Below are 16,115 nucleotides of genomic sequence, written 5' to 3' on the forward strand. Positions count from 1 at the left end.
GGGGCACAGTCGTTTGTTGAGACCCTGCCGGGCGACAACTCGCCCCAGATGGCACAATCGGTGCATGGAACGCGACAGCCAACTCGAGCTCTATGAGACTGTCGCGGCCAGATTGAAGGAAGCGCACGCAACTGTGCGCGCACTGCAAGTCCCGGAGAGCGCAAGGAAGGCGCTGATCCGGAAGCTGCTGGTCATCACGGCCGCGGCGAAGCACGATCTCCCGGATGCCGCACGGCGTCTGGACCGCTTGATGAAGGACCTCGATGTGGGTCGATTCCCTGAAGGCGACTGACACCCGAACTCCGCGAAGACCGACTTCCGCAGTCGACTTCGTTGCGGCACTAGGGTGATTAGACCGTTTCGTGTTTGATTTGCGGTATATATCTGCCTAACGTGCGAAAAGAGCCTGGACGCATTCGTTCTGGCAATGTCTCCGAAGGGGAAGACGTGAACAAGGCGCAGCTCGTAGAAGCGATTGCCGACAAGCTCGGCGGCCGTCAGCAGGCCGCGGACGCTGTCGACGCGGTGCTTGACGCGATCGTCCGCGCGGTTGTCGCCGGAGACCGGGTTTCGGTCACCGGCTTCGGCTCGTTCGAGAAGGTCGACCGTCCCGCCCGCTACGCCCGCAACCCGCAGACGGGTGAGCGGGTCCGGGTCAAGAAGACCTCGGTACCGCGCTTCCGTGCGGGCCAGGGCTTCAAGGACCTGGTCAGCGGCTCGAAGAAGCTCCCGCGCGGCGGCGAGGTCTCGGTCAAGAAGGCGCCCAAGGGCAGCCTCTCGGGCGGTGCTTCCACCCGTACGACCACCAAGGCCGCGGCCAAGAAGGCCACCGCCAAGAAGGCCACCACCGCCAAGAAGACGGTTGCCGCCAAGAAGGCGACTCCGGCGAAGAAGGCGACCACGGCCAAGAAGGCCACCACCGCCAAGAAGGCCACCACGGCCACGGCGGCGAAGAAGGCCGCCACCGCCAAGAAGGCGGCTCCGGCGAAGAAGGCCACGACCGCCAAGAAGACGGTCGCCAAGAAGACCGCGCCGGCCAAGAAGGCCACCGCGAAGAAGGCACCGGCCAAGAAGGCGACGGCTCGCAAGACCGCCGTCAAGAAGACCGCGACCGCCAGGAAGAGGTAAGCGGCTCCGGACCACCGGGCCACTCACTCGCGCCGGGCCGGGCTCCCCTCGGGGGAGCCCGGCCCGCGGCGTGTGACGGGGCCGCCGGAGCCGCCGCGGGCCCGGATGCCCTCTCCGTACGGGGAAAGCCCTGGTGGGAGCGGGAATCGGCACGGAAGGGCCGGCATGGGGGCGCCCGGTGACGGGAGACCGCCGGAGAGGAGCACAAGAGCCGGAAGCGGAAGCAGGCCGGGAAGCGGAAACGGACCCGGAAGCGGTCACTGATGCGGGGGCAGGCCCGGAGACGGTGACCGGCCCGGAAGCCGAAACCGAGCCGGGAAGCGGAGACAAGGGCCGCGGACGGGCCCTCAACCGGAATCAGGGCTGCTGGGCAACCGGAGGCGGTGTGCGCCCCGCCCCCCGCCCGCGGACGGGTCAGAAGGTCTGGAGCGTCACCAGGGTGATCCGGCGGGCCGCGCCCTCGCCCTCCGTCTCGATCCGCACCCGCTGCCCGGGCCGCAGCAGCCGCAGCCCGCCGGCGTCGAAGGCCGCCGAGCCGAACTCCACCGGGGTGCCGTCGTCGAGCAGCACACTGCCGCTGCGGGTCTCGGAGTCGTACGTGTACGAAGTCGCCTGCATGGCTCCCACCCTATCCCCGGCGGGGCCCGCTCAGCGGTCCGGAGTGCGGGCCGCGGAATCCAGCCGGGCCGCCGTTCGCGGACCGACCCCCAATGCCATCGCCGCCATCAGATCGTCCCCGGTGTCCACATCCTGGCGGACCGAATCCACACCGGTGAGCGGAATTTCCGCCGCCCCCGACGCGGAATGCCGATGGCGCGACCGGCCGCCGAATCCCGGGAGCAATTCCGTGCCCGGGCCCGCGGCCAGCAATGTCGTACCGATACCGGCCGCATCCGGCAGAAATGCGCGGGGAAATACCCGCGCATACCCCAGGACCCGCGCCAATTCCCAGGGCCGCAGTGCGGGCAGATCGGCGTTGAGCGCGGCCACCGCCGCCGCCGGCCTGGCCCGGCGCACCGTGCGCGCGCCATGGGCCAGAGCGGCGTTGAGCCCGGCCGCCGGACGGTCGGCGACGATGCGGGCGCCCAGTGCCGCCAGTTCCGAACCGGCCACCGGATCGTCCGTGACAACTGCCACATCCCGTACAACAGGGCAGGCCAGCGCCGCTGCGACGGTGTCCAGCGCGAAGGCCAGCGCGAGGTGTGGACGCAGCCGGTCGCCGGCTGCCGGAGCGAGCCGGCTCTTGGCCAGTACGAGCGGTTTCAACGGGACCACCAGGGACCAGTGGGCCATCGGGTCGGTGTTCGTGGCAGCTCTCCATCCATGCGCGTCCGCCCCCATTGTGTCCCGGTCCGGGGAGCATTCCGGGGCCAGTGCGGTGACCGGGGCGTACGGTGTGCTCGACAGACCAGGGGCCCGGGGCGACACTTGACCCCCGGCATCCGGGCCGAGGTGCCCGGGCAGAGAGGAAGGGTGTCCGAGTGTCCCGCCGCAGAATCGGCTTCTGGTACCGCCTGGCGGCGGTCATCGCCAAACCACCGCTGCTGCTTCTGTTCAAGCGGGACTGGCGGGGAATGGAACACATTCCGGCCGACGGCGGATTCATCACCGCGGTCAATCACAACTCGTATCTCGACCCTCTTTCGTATGCCCACTTCCAGTACAACACCGGACGCGTCCCGCGGCTGCTCGCGAAAGCGGCGCTCTTCCGGACCCCCTTTGTCGGGATGATGCTCCGCGGCACCGGCCAGATCCCCGTCTACCGCGAGACGACCGACGCGCTCGACGCCTTCCGGGCCGCCGTCGCGGCGATCGAGCGCGGCGAGTGTGTGGCGTTCTACCCCGAGGGCACCATCACCCGCGACCCCGACATGTGGCCGATGGCCGGAAAGACGGGAGCGGCCAGGATCGCGCTCCAGACGAGGGTGCCGGTCATCCCGGTCGCCCAGTGGGGCGCCAACCTCGCCATGCCGCCGTACGCCAAGGAGAAGAAGCTCCGGCTGTTCCCCCGGAAGACCCTGATTGTGCAGGCCGGGCCGCCTGTCGACCTCAGCCGGTTCTACGATCGGGAACCCACACCCGAGGTGCTGCGCGAGGCGACCGAGGTCATCATGGCCGAGATCACCGCGCTGCTGGAGGACGTACGGGGCGAGAAGGCTCCGCCCCGCCCCTACGACCACCGCACCGCACGGGCAGAACAGCGGCGCAGGGCCGCAGGGGAAGGAACGCTGTGACACACGCCGCCAAAGTGGCCGTCTTCGGTACGGGCTCATGGGGGACGGCCTTCGGCATGGTGCTCGCCGACGCGGGCTGCGAGGTGACCCTCTGGGGCCGCCGCGCGGAACTCGCGGAAGCCGTCAACACCACCCGGACCAACCCCGACTATCTCCCCGGAATCGAGCTCCCGGCCGGGCTGCGGGCCACCACCGACCCCGCCGAGGCGCTGCGCGGCGCGGACTTCGCCGTACTCGCCGTCCCCTCCCAGACCCTGCGCGGCAATCTCGCCGCCTGGGCACCCGAGATCCCGGCCGGCACCGTGCTGGTCTCCCTGATGAAGGGCGTCGAACTCGGCACCGCCAAGCGGATGAGCGAGGTCGTCCAGGAGGTCGTGGGGGTGCCCGCCGAGCGGGTCGCCGTGGTCACCGGCCCCAATCTGGCCCGGGAGATCGCACAGCGCAGGCCCGCCGCCGCGGTCGTCGCCTGCTCCGAGGAGTCCGTGGCCCGGCGGCTCCAGTCCGCCTGTCACACCCCCTACTTCCGCCCCTACACCAACACCGATGTCGTCGGCTGCGAACTCGGCGGCGCGGTGAAGAATGTCATCGGGCTCGCGGTGGGCATCGCCGACGGCATGGGACTGGGCGACAACGCCAAGGGATCGCTCATCACCCGCGGCCTCGCCGAGACCACCCGCCTCGGTCTCGCCATGGGCGCCGACCCGCTGACCTTCTCCGGACTGGCCGGCCTCGGCGACCTCGTCGCCACCTGCTCCTCCCCCCTCTCCCGCAACCACACCTTCGGCGTGAACCTCGGCAAGGGCATGACGCTCCAGGAGACCATCGCCGTCACCCGGCAGACCGCCGAGGGCGTCAAGTCCTGTGAGTCGGTGCTCGATCTGGCCCGCAGGCACGGTGTCGACATGCCCATCACGGAGACGGTGGTCGGAATCGTCCACGACGGCAAGCCTCCGGTGGTCGCGCTCAAGGAGCTGATGTCGCGCAGCGCGAAGCCCGAACGCCGCTGACGCGCTCCGGGGCCGCCGGGCACTGACTCCGGGGGTACCAACAGGTACGCTCAACGCGATATGAGCACCGAGAACCTTCCCCAGAGCCCTGAGCAGCAGAGCCCTGAGCAGCAGAGTCCTGCGCTCCGGACTCCCGGCCGGGAGAGCGGCGGGCAGCCGGCCCGCAAGCCGCGCGTGGCCGTCGTCTTCGGCGGGCGCAGCTCCGAACACGGGATCTCCGTGGTCACCGCCGGCGCCGTGCTGCGGGCCATCGACCGCACCAAGTACGACGTCCTGCCGATCGGCATCACCACCGACGGCCGCTGGGCGCTCACCGCGGACGAACCCGACCGGATGGCGATCACCGACCGCCGCACCCCCGATGTCGAGCAGCTCGCCGAATCCGCCGGCGGCGGCGTGGTGCTCTCGGTCGACCCCGGGGTCCGCGAGGTCGTGTACACCGAGCCCGGCGCCGTGCCCAAGGCGCTCGGCGAGGTCGATGTGGTCTTCCCCGTACTGCACGGGCCGTACGGCGAGGACGGCACCATCCAGGGCCTGCTGGAGCTGGCCGGAGTCCCCTATGTCGGCTCCGGCGTCCTCGCCTCCGCCGTCGGGCAGGACAAGGAGTACATGAAGCGCGTCTTCATCTCCTTCGGACTGCCGGTCGGCCCGTACGAGGTCGTCCGCCCCCGTGAGTGGGAGCTCGACCCCGGCGCCGCCCGCAAGAAGATCATCGGCTTCGCGGACGAGCACGGCTGGCCGCTCTTCATCAAGCCCGCCCGCGCCGGATCCTCCATCGGCATCACCAAGGTCGACTCCGCCGACGGTCTCGACGCGGCCGTCGCGGAGGCCCGGCGGCACGACCCCAAGATCCTGGTGGAGGCGCTGCTGCGGGGCCGCGAGATCGAATGCGGCGTGCTGGAGTTCGAGGACGGCCCGCGCGCCAGCGTGCCCGCCGAGATCCCGCCCGTGCAGTCCCACGACTTCTACGACTTCGAGGCCAAGTACATCGACTCGGCGTCCGGGATCGTGCCCGCCCCGCTGACCGAGGAGCAGACCGCCGAGGTCCGCCGGCTCGCCGTCGACGCCTTCGACGCCGCCTCCTGCGAGGGGCTGGTGCGCGCCGACTTCTTCCTCACCGAGGACGGCACCTTCGTCATCAACGAGATCAACACCATGCCGGGCTTCACCCCGATCTCGATGTACCCGCGGATGTGGCAGGAGACCGGCGTCGGCTACCCCGAGCTGGTGGACCGGCTCATCCAGGCGGCGCTGCGCCGCTCGACCGGACTGCGGTAGACCGCACCCGGATCAGAGCGAGGCCGGCACGGTCTCCAGGACCGCGCCGGCCAGCTCGGAGAGCGGTGTGATGTCGTGCCGGTACCGCTGGTCCATCTGTACCTCGACATACGCCTCGCGGTAGGCGGTGGTGAAACGCGGCCCCTCCGCACCCTGCTCCAGCAGCCAGGTCACCCCGTCCGCCTCCACCCCCTGCGACTGGACGTCGTTCATCTTCTCCGGCCGGGCGACGCCACAGCGCAGTACGATCGCGGCGTCGCCCCAGCCGGCGGTCAGTTCGGACGACGGATCGGGATCGGTGCGTTCCCGGCCGTCGACGGTGCGCGGCAGTTCCCTGTGCAACGCGGCACAGAGAGCGGCCTGCTCGGGCGGGGGACTGGGAACCGCGACCCGCGCCGCGTCCGCGGCGGTGCAGCCCGCCACAGCGAGCAGCGCCACGGCGGCGGCGAAGAGAGAGACGGACCGGTTGGCGGAAGTCACCGGCCCAGCGTAGACGGGGGCTAGAGATGCACGACCGGACAGGTCAGGGTTCTGGTGATGCCGTCCACCTGCTGGACCTTGGCGACCACCAGCCTGCCCAGGGCGTCGACCGTGTCCGCCTGCGCACGCACGATCACGTCATAAGGGCCGGTCACGTCCTCGGCCTGGATCACCCCCGGGATCTTCGCGATGGCCTCGGCGACGATCGACGCCTTGCCCACCTCGGTCTGAATCAGGATGTACGCCTGTACCACGGAACCTCCAGGGCGACCCGGGAATCATTTCCCCAGCCGTCGGTGGGAAGGCCCCGGGGGAGAGAAAGGGACGCCACGGTATCGCGTCGCCGCGCGCCGGGGGGAGACCTGAGCGCCGGGCGGTGTACGTGGTGCGGCACCCGGAAAACAGAAGTTGGCCATCTCTTGACGCGTGCTCCGACGGTACCCGTGGCACTCTCCGATCGCGAACGCGCCCCGGGACGCGCCCGGGGCCGGGCCCGCGCGGTGCGGGGGAGTCCGGCGGCCCGCCCGGCCGCGTACCCCGTCCGGCGGCCGGACGGGACGGCGCGACCGGTACGGTCCGAGGTGGCCGCACCGGTGTGTACGGATCCGTCCGGCCCGCGCCGGACGGTGCCGCTGCTGGTATCTGCTGTCCGCCGGATGGTCCGGCGGGACGACGGAGAGGTGAGACTCGGGTGAAGGGCACTGTGGGCGAGTTGGGGGAGTTCGGGCTCATCAGAGAACTGACCTCCCGGCTCACCTCCACCCCCGCGGTCCGGATCGGCCCCGGCGACGACGCCGCGGTCGTCTCCGCCCCCGACCGCAGGGTCGTGGCGAGCACGGACATTCTTCTTGAGGGCCGGCACTTCCGGCGCGACTGGTCGACGGCGTACGACGTCGGCCGCAAGGCCGCCGCCCAGAACCTGGCCGATATCGCCGCCATGGGCGCGGTCCCCACCGCACTCCTCCTCGGCCTGGTCGTCCCGGCCGAACTCCCCGTCACCTGGGCCACCGAGCTCATGGACGGCATCCGTGACGAATGCCAGGTCGCGGGCGCCGCCGTGGTCGGCGGCGATGTCGTGCGCGGCGAACTGATCACCCTCGCCATCACCGCGCTCGGCGATCTGCGCAACCACGAACCCGTCACCCGGGCCGGGGCCCGCCCCGGCGATGTCGTCGCCTACACCGGCTGGCTCGGCTGGTCCGCCGCCGGCCACGCGGTGCTCTCCCGCGGATTCCGCTCCCCGCGCGCCTTCGTCGAGGCCCACCGGCGCCCGGAACCCCCGTACCACGCGGGCCCCGCCGCCGCCGGGCTCGGCGCCACCGCCATGTGCGACATCAGCGACGGGCTCGTCGCCGACCTCGGTCACATCGCCGAGGCCAGCAAGGTCCGGATCGATCTGCGCTCCGGCACCATCGACATCCCCAGCCAGATGCACGACATCGGCCAGGCCGTCGGTGTCGACCCGCTGCAATGGGTCCTGACCGGCGGGGAGGACCACGCCATCGTCGCCACCTTCCCGCCGGACACCAAACTCCCCGCCCGCTGGAAGATCATCGGCGAGGTGCTCAACCCCTCCGCACTGCCCCAGGTCACCGTCGACGGCGCGTCCTGGCACAGCACCGGCGGCTGGGACCACTTCGGCCCCGGGGAGGGCGCGTGAGCACCGCACCGGAGGCGATACACGGGATCCCGCCCCGGGTCCTCACCGTGGCCGGATCCGACTCCGGCGGCGGCGCGGGTATTCAGGCCGACCTCAAGACCATGCTGGCGCTGGGCACCCACGGCATGAGCGTGATAGCCGCGGTCACCGCCCAGAACTCCCTCGGCGTCCAGGGCTACTGGGAGCTGCCGGCCGAGGCGGTACGGGCCCAGTACCGCAGCGTCGTCGACGACATCGGCGTACAGGCCGTGAAGACCGGCATGCTCGCCTCGGCCCTCCTGGTGGAGACCGTCGCCGAACTCCTCGCCGGCTCCACCGCACCCGTGGTGGTCGACCCGGTCGGCGTCTCCAAGCACGGGGACTCCCTGCTGGCACCGTCCGCGCTCGAATCCGTACGCCGGAAACTGCTGCCCGTCGCGACCGTCGCCACCCCCAATCTGGACGAGGTCGCCCAGCTCACCGGTGTGACCGTGACCGACGAGAACGGGCTGCGCCGCGCCGCCGACGCGATACTCGCCCTCGGACCGCGCTGGGCCCTGATCAAGGGCGGTCATCTGGCGGGCGACGCGGTCGACCTGCTCACCGACGGCACCGCCGAGCACTGGCTGCGCGCCCCCCGGCACGACAACCGGCACACCCACGGCACCGGCTGCACCCTCGCGTCCGCGATCGCCGCGGGGCTCGCGAAGGGGCACACCGTCCCGGAGGCGGTGACGGCGGCGAAGGAGTACGTGACCGGGGCCATCGAAGCCGGCTTCGCCCTCGGCGGCGGCATCGGCCCGGTCGACCACGGCTGGCGGCTCGGCCCCGGGAGGATCTGACGCGGCGGCACGGCTCCGGGGTCACGGCCCCGGAGCCACCGCCTCAGGGCATGGCAGAAAGCCGGCCCACCGAGGTGGACCGGCTTTCTGCAAGGCAACCGGCGAGGGCTGCGCTACGACTGAATCGACCCCACGCATGGGGGGCGACCACCTTAGCGCGAGACCTTGCCGGCCTTGATGCACGAGGTGCAGACGTTGAGCCGCTTCGGCGTTCGACCGACCACGGCACGCACGCGCTGGATGTTCGGGTTCCAGCGACGGGACGTACGGCGGTGCGAGTGCGAAATGCTGTTGCCGAAGCCCGGCCCCTTGCCGCAGACGTCGCAGTTGGCAGCCACGGGTCACTCCAAAGACTTCAGATGCACTTACAGTGAATTCCGGCGCGCCGGAAATCAGTGAGCTGATTCGGTGGCTTTGCCGGGGGAATGGCCCGACTCTCATCGGGCAACCGGAGCAGCATACAACGACTGCATCCGCAGTACGAAACTACCATGGGTTCTCCCGCCCCCACCCCTCCGCCTGCCGCGGAACGGGGTCTACCCTGCGGTGCGACCCGCTGCCCACGGCCCGACCGGCCGACCGAGGAGGACCACCAGGTGCCGCAGAATCTCGACGCCGCAGCGGTACGGAGCTGGTGCGCACAGGCACTGGAGTCACTGGGCCGGGAACGCGCCGCCATCGACGCGATCAATGTCTACCCCGTCGCGGACGGTGACACCGGCACCAATCTGTATCTGACCGTCGAGTCCGCCGCCCAGGCCGTCGAAGCCGTCTTCGCCGCCCATGAGACCGGCTCCTCCGCGCCCGCCGCCGCCGACGCCATGCGCGCCATGGCGCACGGCGCGCTCATCGGGGCCCGCGGCAACTCCGGAACCATCCTCGCGCAGCTCCTGCGGGGCATGGCCGAGCGCATCGCCGCCGGGGACGACCTCGCGGGGGCGCTGCGGCGGGCCGCCGAGCTCGCCCGGGAGGCGGTCGCCCACCCTGTCGAGGGCACCATCCTCACCGTCGCCTCCGCCGCGGCCGAGGCGGCCCGCACGGCCCCGGGCGACGCGGCCCGCGCCGCCCGGGAGGGCGCCCGCGCCGCACTCGACGCCACCCCCGGGCAGCTCGCGGTCCTCGGCCGCGCGGGAGTCGTGGACGCGGGCGGCCTCGGTCTTGTCGCCGTGCTGGACGCCCTGGTCCGGGCCCTCGGGGGCGCGCCCGCCCCGGCCGTCCGGGCGGGCGCGCATCCCCGGGTGGGGGACCCGGTCCGCGCGGGTGCCTCCGCCGCCCTCACCGCCGCGCTCGCCGCCCCCGAGGACGGCTGCGCCGGCTCCGGACCCGCCTTCGAGGTCATCTATCTCCTGGAGGCCGACGACTCCGCCGTCGCGCGGCTCCGCACCCGGCTCGACCGTCTCGGCGACTCCCTCGTCGTCGTCGGCGGCGACGGCCTGTGGAATGTCCACGTCCATGTCGACGACGCCGGCGCGGCGGTCGAGGCGGGCGTGGAGGCGGGCCGGCCGTACCGGATCCGCATCACCCACTTCGCCTCCGCGCCCGCGGCCGTCCCCGACCGCGAGCCCGCGCAGCGGGCCGTGGTCGTCGTCGTCCCCGGCGAGGGCCTGGCCGGCCTCTGCGCCGAGGCCGGCGCGACCACCGTCCTCGCCCGCCCCGGCGAGCCTCCCGCCAGCGGCGAACTCGTCGACGCGATCCGCCGCGCGCACGCCCGTGAGGTCGTCCTCCTCCCCAACTCCGCCGACCTCCGCCACACCGCCGCCGCGGCGGCCGAGCAGGCCCGCACCGAGGGCATCCGGGTCGCCCTCGTCCCCACCCGCGCCGCCGTCCAGGGCCTCGCCGCCCTCGCCGTCCACGAACCCGGCCGCCGCTTCGACGAGGACGTCGTCGCCATGACCGCGGCGGCGGGAGCGACCCGCTGCGCCGAGCTCACCGTCGCCGAGCACCAGTCCTGGACCTCGGCGGGCGTCTGCCAGGCCGGCGACATCCTCGGCCTGATAGACGGCGACGTCGCCGTCATCGGCACCCGTCTGACGGCGACGGCGACCGCGGTACTGGACCGGATGCTCGCGGCCGGCGGGGAACTGGTCACGCTGGTGCTCGGCGACGACGTGCCGGAGCGGGAGTCGGTGTCGGCGGCGCTCGAACGCCATGTGCGGGAGGGGCACCTGGCGGTGGACACGGTGATCTACGACGGGGGCCGCGGGGGAGCCCTCCTCATCGGCGTCGAGTAGCCCGCCCGACCGCACCCGTACCGGGGCTCCGTCCCGGCCCCCGCGCCTGCCGGGGGGACCGTCCCGGACCCGCGCCTCAAACGTCGGCGAGGCTTGATCCGGCGTCCGCCCGGTCTTGTCCGCGTTGCCCGGCGCGGCCGGCCCCGTGCCCGCACCTGCGAGCGACAGCGGCCGGAATTCAGCCCCGCCCGGGGTACCTCCCGGGCGAAACCCTGGGGGAGATCGGGGCGCGGGGCAGGGGCGGAGCCCCGCAAGGACCCGCACCCCGCGAGCGCCCCGCGCCCCGCGCCCCGCAGGAACCCGCACCCCCCTCAGCCCCGCGCGTACCGCAGCAGCGCCTCCGCCTCCGTCCGCAGCGCCTCGTCCGACGCGAACCCCGCCAGCACCCCCCGCGCCCGCGCCTCCGCCCCCGCCGGGTCCGCGAGGTCCGCCGCCAGCCAGCCCGCCAGCAGCTCCGCCCGCGCCCGGTCCCGCGCGCCCGCCGGGCCCAGCGCCGTGAAGCCCGCCACGGCGCGTTCCGTGTACGCCAGCGCCTCGTCGTAGGCGGCCCGGACCGGGCCGTCCGTGTCGCCCGGGTCCGGCCGGCCCTCCACCGTGTTGGCGATCAGCTCACCGGTCTGCCGGTGGGTGTCCGCGAGCTCGGCGCGGAGCCGGCCGAGCGCCTCGCCGGACGGCGCCCCCGCACGGAGCGCCCGCTCGGCCTCCTCCTCCGCCGCCCGCATCAGCTCCCGCGCCGCCGCCGGCCCCTCCCGGCCCTCGCGCAGGGCCAGCCAGGCCCGTACCCGCAGCGTGCGCACCAGGGCGGGGCCGTCGCCCAGCCCGCGCCACAGCTCGCCGGCCCGGCGGAAGGCCGACTCGGCCTCCGGGTTCAGCTCCGCCCGGTAGAGCGCCTCACCCGCGAGATTCGCGAGCATCGCGTGGTCGCGCTGGTCCGGCCAGCCCCTGGCGATGTCGGCGGCCCGCAGCCAGTGCTCCGCCGCCGTGCGCGGGGAGTCCAGCGCGGTCAGACAGTCACCCAGCCACCACAGGGTCTGCACGATCATGCCCTCGCCGTGCTCGTCCGCCGTCAGCTCGGGCAGGACCGTCTCCAGGACCGTCGCCGCCTCGTCCGCCCGGCCCTGTGCCAGCAGCAGACCGCCCAGCCGGTGGCGCGCGTACCCGCCGTGCGCCGTGTTCCCGCCGGCCTCGTCGGCCCAGTGCGACGCCTGGAGGGCGTGCTCGGCGGCCTCGGCGTGCTCGCCCGTCTCCGCCAGGTACTCCATGAGCTGGAGGTGCAGCCCGCACAGCCCGCCGGCGCCGGTGTGGGCGCGGGCGTGCTCCAGGGCCGCGCGGGCCGCCCGCACCGCCGCCGCCGGGTCGCCGAGCCGGCCGCGCACCGCCGCGAGCTGGGAGTGGACCTCCACGGAGAACCAGGGGCGGCCCGCCGCCTCGTACCCGGCCGCGGCCCTCGCGTACAGCTCCGCCGCCTCCCCGTCCCGGCCCCGGAAGGCGCTGATGTTCCCCAGCAGACCGAGCGCCTCGGCGACCGCCGCCCCCACCGCGCCGTCCGCGAGATGCGGCTCCATGCGCGCGGTCAGCTCCGCCGCGGCCTCCTCCAGCGCGGCCATCGCCGCCTCGGGCTCCCCGGCCGCGGCGACGACGCCCGCCTGGCGGATCCGGCAGCGGGAGAGCAGCACCCGGGCCGCCTCGCGGGGCCGGGCCCGGCCCTCGGCGAGCAGGACGAGGATCTCGGAGCGGGCGCTGTCCGCCGCCGCCGCCTCTTCGACGCCGGGGCCGGAGCCGTCGTCGATCCGGGCGTACGCGGCCCGGGCCCGGGCGGCGAGTGCCCGGCCGGGATCGCCCGCCGACTCGTGCAGTCCGGCCGCGGTGTCGAAGAGCCGGGCGGCCTCGGCGGAGTCCACCCGCTGTTCCATGGCACGGTGTTCGGCGATCTCGGCCCGGACGAGCGGATCGAGATCGGTGCCCTCCCGGCCGGCCGCGGCGGACACCGCCGCCCACGCGGCGAGGGCGCCGGGCCGCTGTGCCTCGGAGAGTTCACGGGCGGCGGCGATCAGCTCGCCGACGGCGGCGCCCGCCGGGGGCGCCGGAGCGGGCGTGACGGCGGCGGCCGTCGCGGGCCGCCCGGCGCTGAGCCCGAGCGGCAGCCGCTCCAGCAGGGGCGCGCGGTCCATGCGCTCCCGGATCCGGTCGCTCACCGCTGTGGTGCCGTTGCGCAGGTCGAACCGCCCGGCCAGCGCCAGCGCCTCCGCGCGGGCGTGCCCGGCCAGTTCGCGTACCGTCCAGGAGCGGTCCGGGGGCCCGGTGACCGCGTGCTCGCCGTGGCCCAGCGCGGTCAGCCGGCCGGTCAGCAGCGCGGTCACGGCCAGATGGTCGAGCAGGCTGCCCGGCTCGCCGGTGTCGGTGAAGTACGCGGGGCGCTCGGCCAGAATCTCCAGGCCCCGCGCCTCGTTCCCGGTGAGCGCGCAGAACTCCACATGCCGGGCGACCGCCCCGCGCATCGACTCCATGGGCCGCACCAGCCGGTAGCCGCGCAGATGGTGGGCGCGGGCGTCGCCGGCGCGGCCGAGCCGCAGCAGCGGCAGCAGCGAGGCGGCCAGCACCTCGTGCGGTTCGTGGGCGCAGGTCAGCTCGCCCGTCAGCACCGGCCGCCAGCTCTCCAGCGCTCCCGCGTCGTCCCCGCGGCGGGCCAGCCACGCGCCCTGGGTGTGCAGTTCACAGGCCCGGCAGTCGCTCTTGTCGTCCCGCTCGGCGGCCTGCCAGGCGGCGTACGCCCGGGCCGCCCGCTCCATGTCCCCGATGTGGCGGGCGATCCGCAGCTCGCCCTGGCGCACCGCCCGTTCGGAGTGTCCGGCCAGCCGGTAGCGGCGCGCCATCTCGTCCTGCCACCTCTCGATGGAGGCGAGCGGGATGTGCGGCTGGTCGATCATGCCGCTGGAGACCCACTTGAACATCCAGAAGAGGCTGTGCGCGCGCCGGCTGTCGAACTCCCCGGGCCGCTCCTCCCAGAGCCGCAGCAGCCGGGCGAAGGGGACGAACATCTTGTCCGTCTCGGAGCTGTAGTTGTAGACCTGCATCAGATGGTTGAGGCCGTCGATCAGCAGCCCGGTCTCGCCCGACTGCTCGATCTCGGCGAAGATCCGCTCCGCGCGGGCGTTGCGCGCGGGCCCCTCGGGTTCCGCGTAGTTCTCCCGCAGGGCCTGCCACAGGGCGTGGGATCCGGAGGTCATCGGCCGTTCTCCCGGTCGGGGGCGGCCCACTCCAGCAGGCCGAGGAAGGCGCGGTTGAGCAGGGCCGAGTCGGCGGGCCGCAGCGGACGCCGGGACATCAGCAGGGCCTGCCCGTACAGCGCCTCGACCGCCGTCCCGCCGGGCTCCCCGCCGCCGAGGGCACTGATCCGGCGGACCAGCGGATTGAGGTGGTTGAGCACCAGCCGGGCCCGCGGCGCCGTGCCGCGCAGTGAGCCGAGGATGCCGGCCCAGAGGTCGTCGGCCCGCTCCTCGGCGTCCGCGCGGGCCCGTTCGTGCCGGGTGTCGCGGTCGTCGAGATGGAGCGCGGGCACGCTCAGCGGGTGGAAGGAACGGAGCACCACATCGCAGTCGAGGGGGTCGAGCCGGGCGCGGGCCGCCGTCAGAAAGCCCGCGAGGGCGAGTTCCTCGGCGGGGTCGACGGCATCGAGATGCGCGGTGACGGTGTCCGCGTCCAGTTCGGCCACCGGGGTGCCGGGCAGCACCAGGGGGAGCCGTTCGACCAGCTCGCTGTCGTAGGTGTAGCCGCCGTTGACCACGCCGATGCCCTGGGCCGCGGCGATCGGGCCGACCTGGCGGAACTCCTCCACGGTGCGGGTGAAGTGCACCACCGGGTGCCGGCGGGCGAATTCCTCCAGTGAGATCTGCCCGTCCGTGGTCTCGAACGGCAGCCACGGCAGCATGGTGCGGAGCATCTCCGTGTCCTGCCGGGCGAGCGACTTCACCCCGAGATGGTGCACGGCGAGAAACCGCCGCAGCCGCTCCGGATCGCCCGCGGCCAGGCCGGTGAGCCACTGCCGCACCTGCGCGCCGAGGGCCTCGCGCACGGCCGCCAGCGTCTCGTCCTCGTACAGCGACTCCCGGGAGGCGGTGGGCCGCAGCGAGTCGGTGTCGATCACACACCGTACGAAGAAGGCCCATTCGGGCAGCAGGGTCTCCGCCCGGTCGGTGAGCAGCATGCCCTTGAGATGCACCCGGTGGCCGGAGCTCCGGGACGGACCGACGGCCGACGGCAGGACATACGCCACGCCCCGGACCCCGGCGAGCGGCACCTCCAGATCGAGCGAGTCGAGCGGGGTGAATCCGAAGAGCTCGTGGCAGTGGAGCGCCAGCGCCACCCGCCGGGCGGGCGGGTTCGAGCGGTCGCGGTCCCAGGGGGCGGGGAGTTCGGTGACCGGGGTCTCCCCGACCCGTATGTCGTGGGGGAGGAGCGAGCCGAAATCCCTGGCCAGGGCGGTGACCCGCTCCTTCGTGAGCCACTCCGCGGCACCGGGGCGGGCGGTCAGCTCCACGGTGGTGCCCGGCTCGGTGCGGGCGCCGGCCGGGAGGGTGCGCACGGTGTACGAGCCGTCGTCCCGGGCCAGCCACTCGACCGGCGGGGCGTCCGGGGTCAGCGCGGACCGGCTGACCACCCGGATCTCCGCGGCGACCACGAAACAGGCCAGCAGCCCGATGCCGAACTGGCCCAGGAACTCGGAGCGGGCCGTCTCCAGCCCGTCCCGCTTGGAACTGCGGCCGATGGTGGCGAGCAGGCTGTGCACATCCCGCTCGGTCAGTCCGACGCCGGAATCCTCCACCCGCAGCACCCCGTCGGAGGCCAGCAGCCGTACGCGGGCGGGCGCGCCGGGTTCCCCGGCGCGGCGGGCCGTGATCGCGTCGACGGCGTTCTGGAGCAGTTCGCGCAGATAGACCCGCGGACTCGAGTAGAGATGGTGGGAGAGCAGATCCACCAGGCCGCGCAGATCGACCTGGAAGGTGTGCGGTGCGGGGGCGGCCGGGTGCGAGGAGATCTCAGAAGTCATCGTCACTGCGCCGCCGGGGAGTGGGTACGGCGCGGGGTCGGGCGATCCCCCGGAGGGTGATCGCGGCGTGGGAACCGTGGCGGGAGCGGTGTGCGGGCCGGTGAACCGGCGGGCGTTCGGGGCGCGGTGGCGGGGGTTTCGGGAGGGTCGTCATCCTAGGGGCCGCCGCACAGACGTGACCAGGGGTTATCCACAGGTGCCGACGGTTGTCGGCGGTGTGGTGTGCAAT

The 16,115-nt window shown here is 73.3% G+C and carries 15 protein-coding genes; 8 read left to right on the top strand and 7 right to left on the bottom strand.

Annotation, left to right across the window (positions count from 1 at the left end):
• The first annotated feature begins 64 nt into the window (after nucleotides 1-64).
• Both AAFN69_RS25815 and AAFN69_RS25820 read left to right on the top strand, forming a co-directional pair.
• On the top strand, nucleotides 65-292 hold the full coding sequence (locus AAFN69_RS25815; protein WP_347731145.1) for a hypothetical protein: 228 nt from the start codon (nucleotides 65-67) through the stop codon (nucleotides 290-292).
• 155 nt (nucleotides 293-447) lie between these two features.
• On the top strand, nucleotides 448-1,128 hold the full coding sequence (locus tag AAFN69_RS25820; protein WP_347731146.1) for an HU family DNA-binding protein: 681 nt from the start codon (nucleotides 448-450) through the stop codon (nucleotides 1,126-1,128).
• A 414-nt stretch (nucleotides 1,129-1,542) separates the two neighbouring features.
• Here AAFN69_RS25820 and AAFN69_RS25825 read toward each other — a convergent pair whose 3' ends face one another.
• Together AAFN69_RS25825 and cofC are read right to left on the bottom strand one after the other, a co-directional pair.
• A complete protein-coding gene (locus AAFN69_RS25825; RefSeq protein WP_347731147.1) occupies nucleotides 1,543-1,746 on the bottom strand; it encodes a hypothetical protein in 204 nt (67 codons plus the stop codon).
• A gap of 30 nt (nucleotides 1,747-1,776) precedes the next feature.
• Nucleotides 1,777-2,421, bottom strand: a complete 645-nt coding sequence (gene cofC / locus AAFN69_RS25830; protein WP_347731148.1) for a 2-phospho-L-lactate guanylyltransferase — start codon at nucleotides 2,419-2,421, stop codon at nucleotides 1,777-1,779.
• Nucleotides 2,422-2,609: 188 nt separating this feature from the next.
• Here cofC and AAFN69_RS25835 point away from each other — a divergent pair, with 188 nt between their 5' ends.
• The 3 genes from AAFN69_RS25835 to AAFN69_RS25845 are packed head-to-tail and all read left to right on the top strand — an operon-like array spanning nucleotide 2,610 to nucleotide 5,647.
• Complete coding sequence (locus tag AAFN69_RS25835; protein WP_347731149.1) at nucleotides 2,610-3,362, top strand: lysophospholipid acyltransferase family protein; 753 nt, start codon at nucleotides 2,610-2,612, stop codon at nucleotides 3,360-3,362.
• Nucleotides 3,359-4,369 (top strand): NAD(P)H-dependent glycerol-3-phosphate dehydrogenase, encoded by a 1,011-nt coding sequence (locus AAFN69_RS25840; RefSeq protein WP_347731150.1) that lies wholly within the window; start codon nucleotides 3,359-3,361, stop codon nucleotides 4,367-4,369. The genes AAFN69_RS25835 and AAFN69_RS25840 overlap by 4 nt, the downstream gene beginning before the upstream one ends.
• 60 nt (nucleotides 4,370-4,429) lie before the next feature.
• Nucleotides 4,430-5,647: a D-alanine--D-alanine ligase family protein gene (locus AAFN69_RS25845; protein ID WP_347731151.1), complete on the top strand. Its 1,218-nt coding sequence runs from the start codon at nucleotides 4,430-4,432 to the stop codon at nucleotides 5,645-5,647.
• 12 nt (nucleotides 5,648-5,659) lie between these two features.
• On the opposite strand, the gene AAFN69_RS25850 is transcribed toward AAFN69_RS25845, so the two are convergent.
• Nucleotides 5,660-6,127 carry a DUF3515 domain-containing protein gene (locus AAFN69_RS25850; RefSeq protein ID WP_347731152.1) on the bottom strand — a complete coding sequence of 156 codons (468 nt, stop codon included), beginning with the start codon at nucleotides 6,125-6,127 and terminating at the stop codon, nucleotides 5,660-5,662.
• A gap of 20 nt (nucleotides 6,128-6,147) precedes the next feature.
• On the bottom strand, nucleotides 6,148-6,381 hold the full coding sequence (locus AAFN69_RS25855; protein ID WP_347731154.1) for an Lrp/AsnC ligand binding domain-containing protein: 234 nt from the start codon (nucleotides 6,379-6,381) through the stop codon (nucleotides 6,148-6,150).
• Nucleotides 6,382-6,818: 437 nt separating this feature from the next.
• Here AAFN69_RS25855 and AAFN69_RS25860 point away from each other — a divergent pair, with 437 nt between their 5' ends.
• Nucleotides 6,819-7,787: a thiamine-phosphate kinase gene (locus AAFN69_RS25860; protein WP_347731156.1), complete on the top strand. Its 969-nt coding sequence runs from the start codon at nucleotides 6,819-6,821 to the stop codon at nucleotides 7,785-7,787.
• Nucleotides 7,788-7,813: 26 nt separating this feature from the next.
• Nucleotides 7,814-8,608 (top strand): bifunctional hydroxymethylpyrimidine kinase/phosphomethylpyrimidine kinase, encoded by a 795-nt coding sequence (gene thiD / locus AAFN69_RS25865; RefSeq protein ID WP_347731295.1) that lies wholly within the window; start codon nucleotides 7,814-7,816, stop codon nucleotides 8,606-8,608.
• A 152-nt stretch (nucleotides 8,609-8,760) separates the two neighbouring features.
• Here thiD and rpmB read toward each other — a convergent pair whose 3' ends face one another.
• Complete coding sequence (gene rpmB, locus AAFN69_RS25870; RefSeq protein WP_078877327.1) at nucleotides 8,761-8,946, bottom strand: 50S ribosomal protein L28; 186 nt, start codon at nucleotides 8,944-8,946, stop codon at nucleotides 8,761-8,763.
• 258 nt (nucleotides 8,947-9,204) lie between these two features.
• Here rpmB and AAFN69_RS25875 point away from each other — a divergent pair, with 258 nt between their 5' ends.
• Nucleotides 9,205-10,839, top strand: a complete 1,635-nt coding sequence (locus tag AAFN69_RS25875) for a DAK2 domain-containing protein (RefSeq protein WP_347731157.1) — start codon at nucleotides 9,205-9,207, stop codon at nucleotides 10,837-10,839.
• Nucleotides 10,840-11,150: 311 nt separating this feature from the next.
• Here the strand turns inward: AAFN69_RS25875 and AAFN69_RS25880 are convergent, their stop codons facing one another.
• Complete coding sequence (locus AAFN69_RS25880) at nucleotides 11,151-14,066, bottom strand: tetratricopeptide repeat protein (protein WP_347731158.1); 2,916 nt, start codon at nucleotides 14,064-14,066, stop codon at nucleotides 11,151-11,153.
• Entirely contained in the window at nucleotides 14,063-15,886 is a 1,824-nt protein-coding gene (locus AAFN69_RS25885) for an HSP90 family protein (RefSeq protein ID WP_347731159.1), read from the bottom strand. Before AAFN69_RS25885 ends, AAFN69_RS25880 begins: the two co-directional genes overlap by 4 nt.
• Nucleotides 15,887-16,115 lie beyond the last annotated feature (229 nt).

The organism is Streptomyces sp. CAU 1734, from assembly GCF_039888735.1.
Taxonomy (GTDB): Bacteria; Actinomycetota; Actinomycetes; order Streptomycetales; family Streptomycetaceae; genus Streptomyces.

Bases quoted from the DNA above. Each gene is read 5' to 3' on its own strand.
- AAFN69_RS25815 (WP_347731145.1), top strand. From the start codon at position 65: ATGGAACGCGACAGCCAACTCGAGCTCTATGAGACTGTCGCGGCCAGA.
- AAFN69_RS25825 (WP_347731147.1), bottom strand. From the start codon at position 1,746: ATGCAGGCGACTTCGTACACGTACGACTCCGAGACCCGCAGCGGCAGT.
- cofC (WP_347731148.1), bottom strand. From the start codon at position 2,421: ATGGCCCACTGGTCCCTGGTGGTCCCGTTGAAACCGCTCGTACTGGCC.
- AAFN69_RS25845 (WP_347731151.1), top strand. From the start codon at position 4,430: ATGAGCACCGAGAACCTTCCCCAGAGCCCTGAGCAGCAGAGCCCTGAG.
- AAFN69_RS25880 (WP_347731158.1), bottom strand. From the start codon at position 14,066: ATGACCTCCGGATCCCACGCCCTGTGGCAGGCCCTGCGGGAGAACTAC.
- AAFN69_RS25885 (WP_347731159.1), bottom strand. From the start codon at position 15,886: ATGACTTCTGAGATCTCCTCGCACCCGGCCGCCCCCGCACCGCACACC.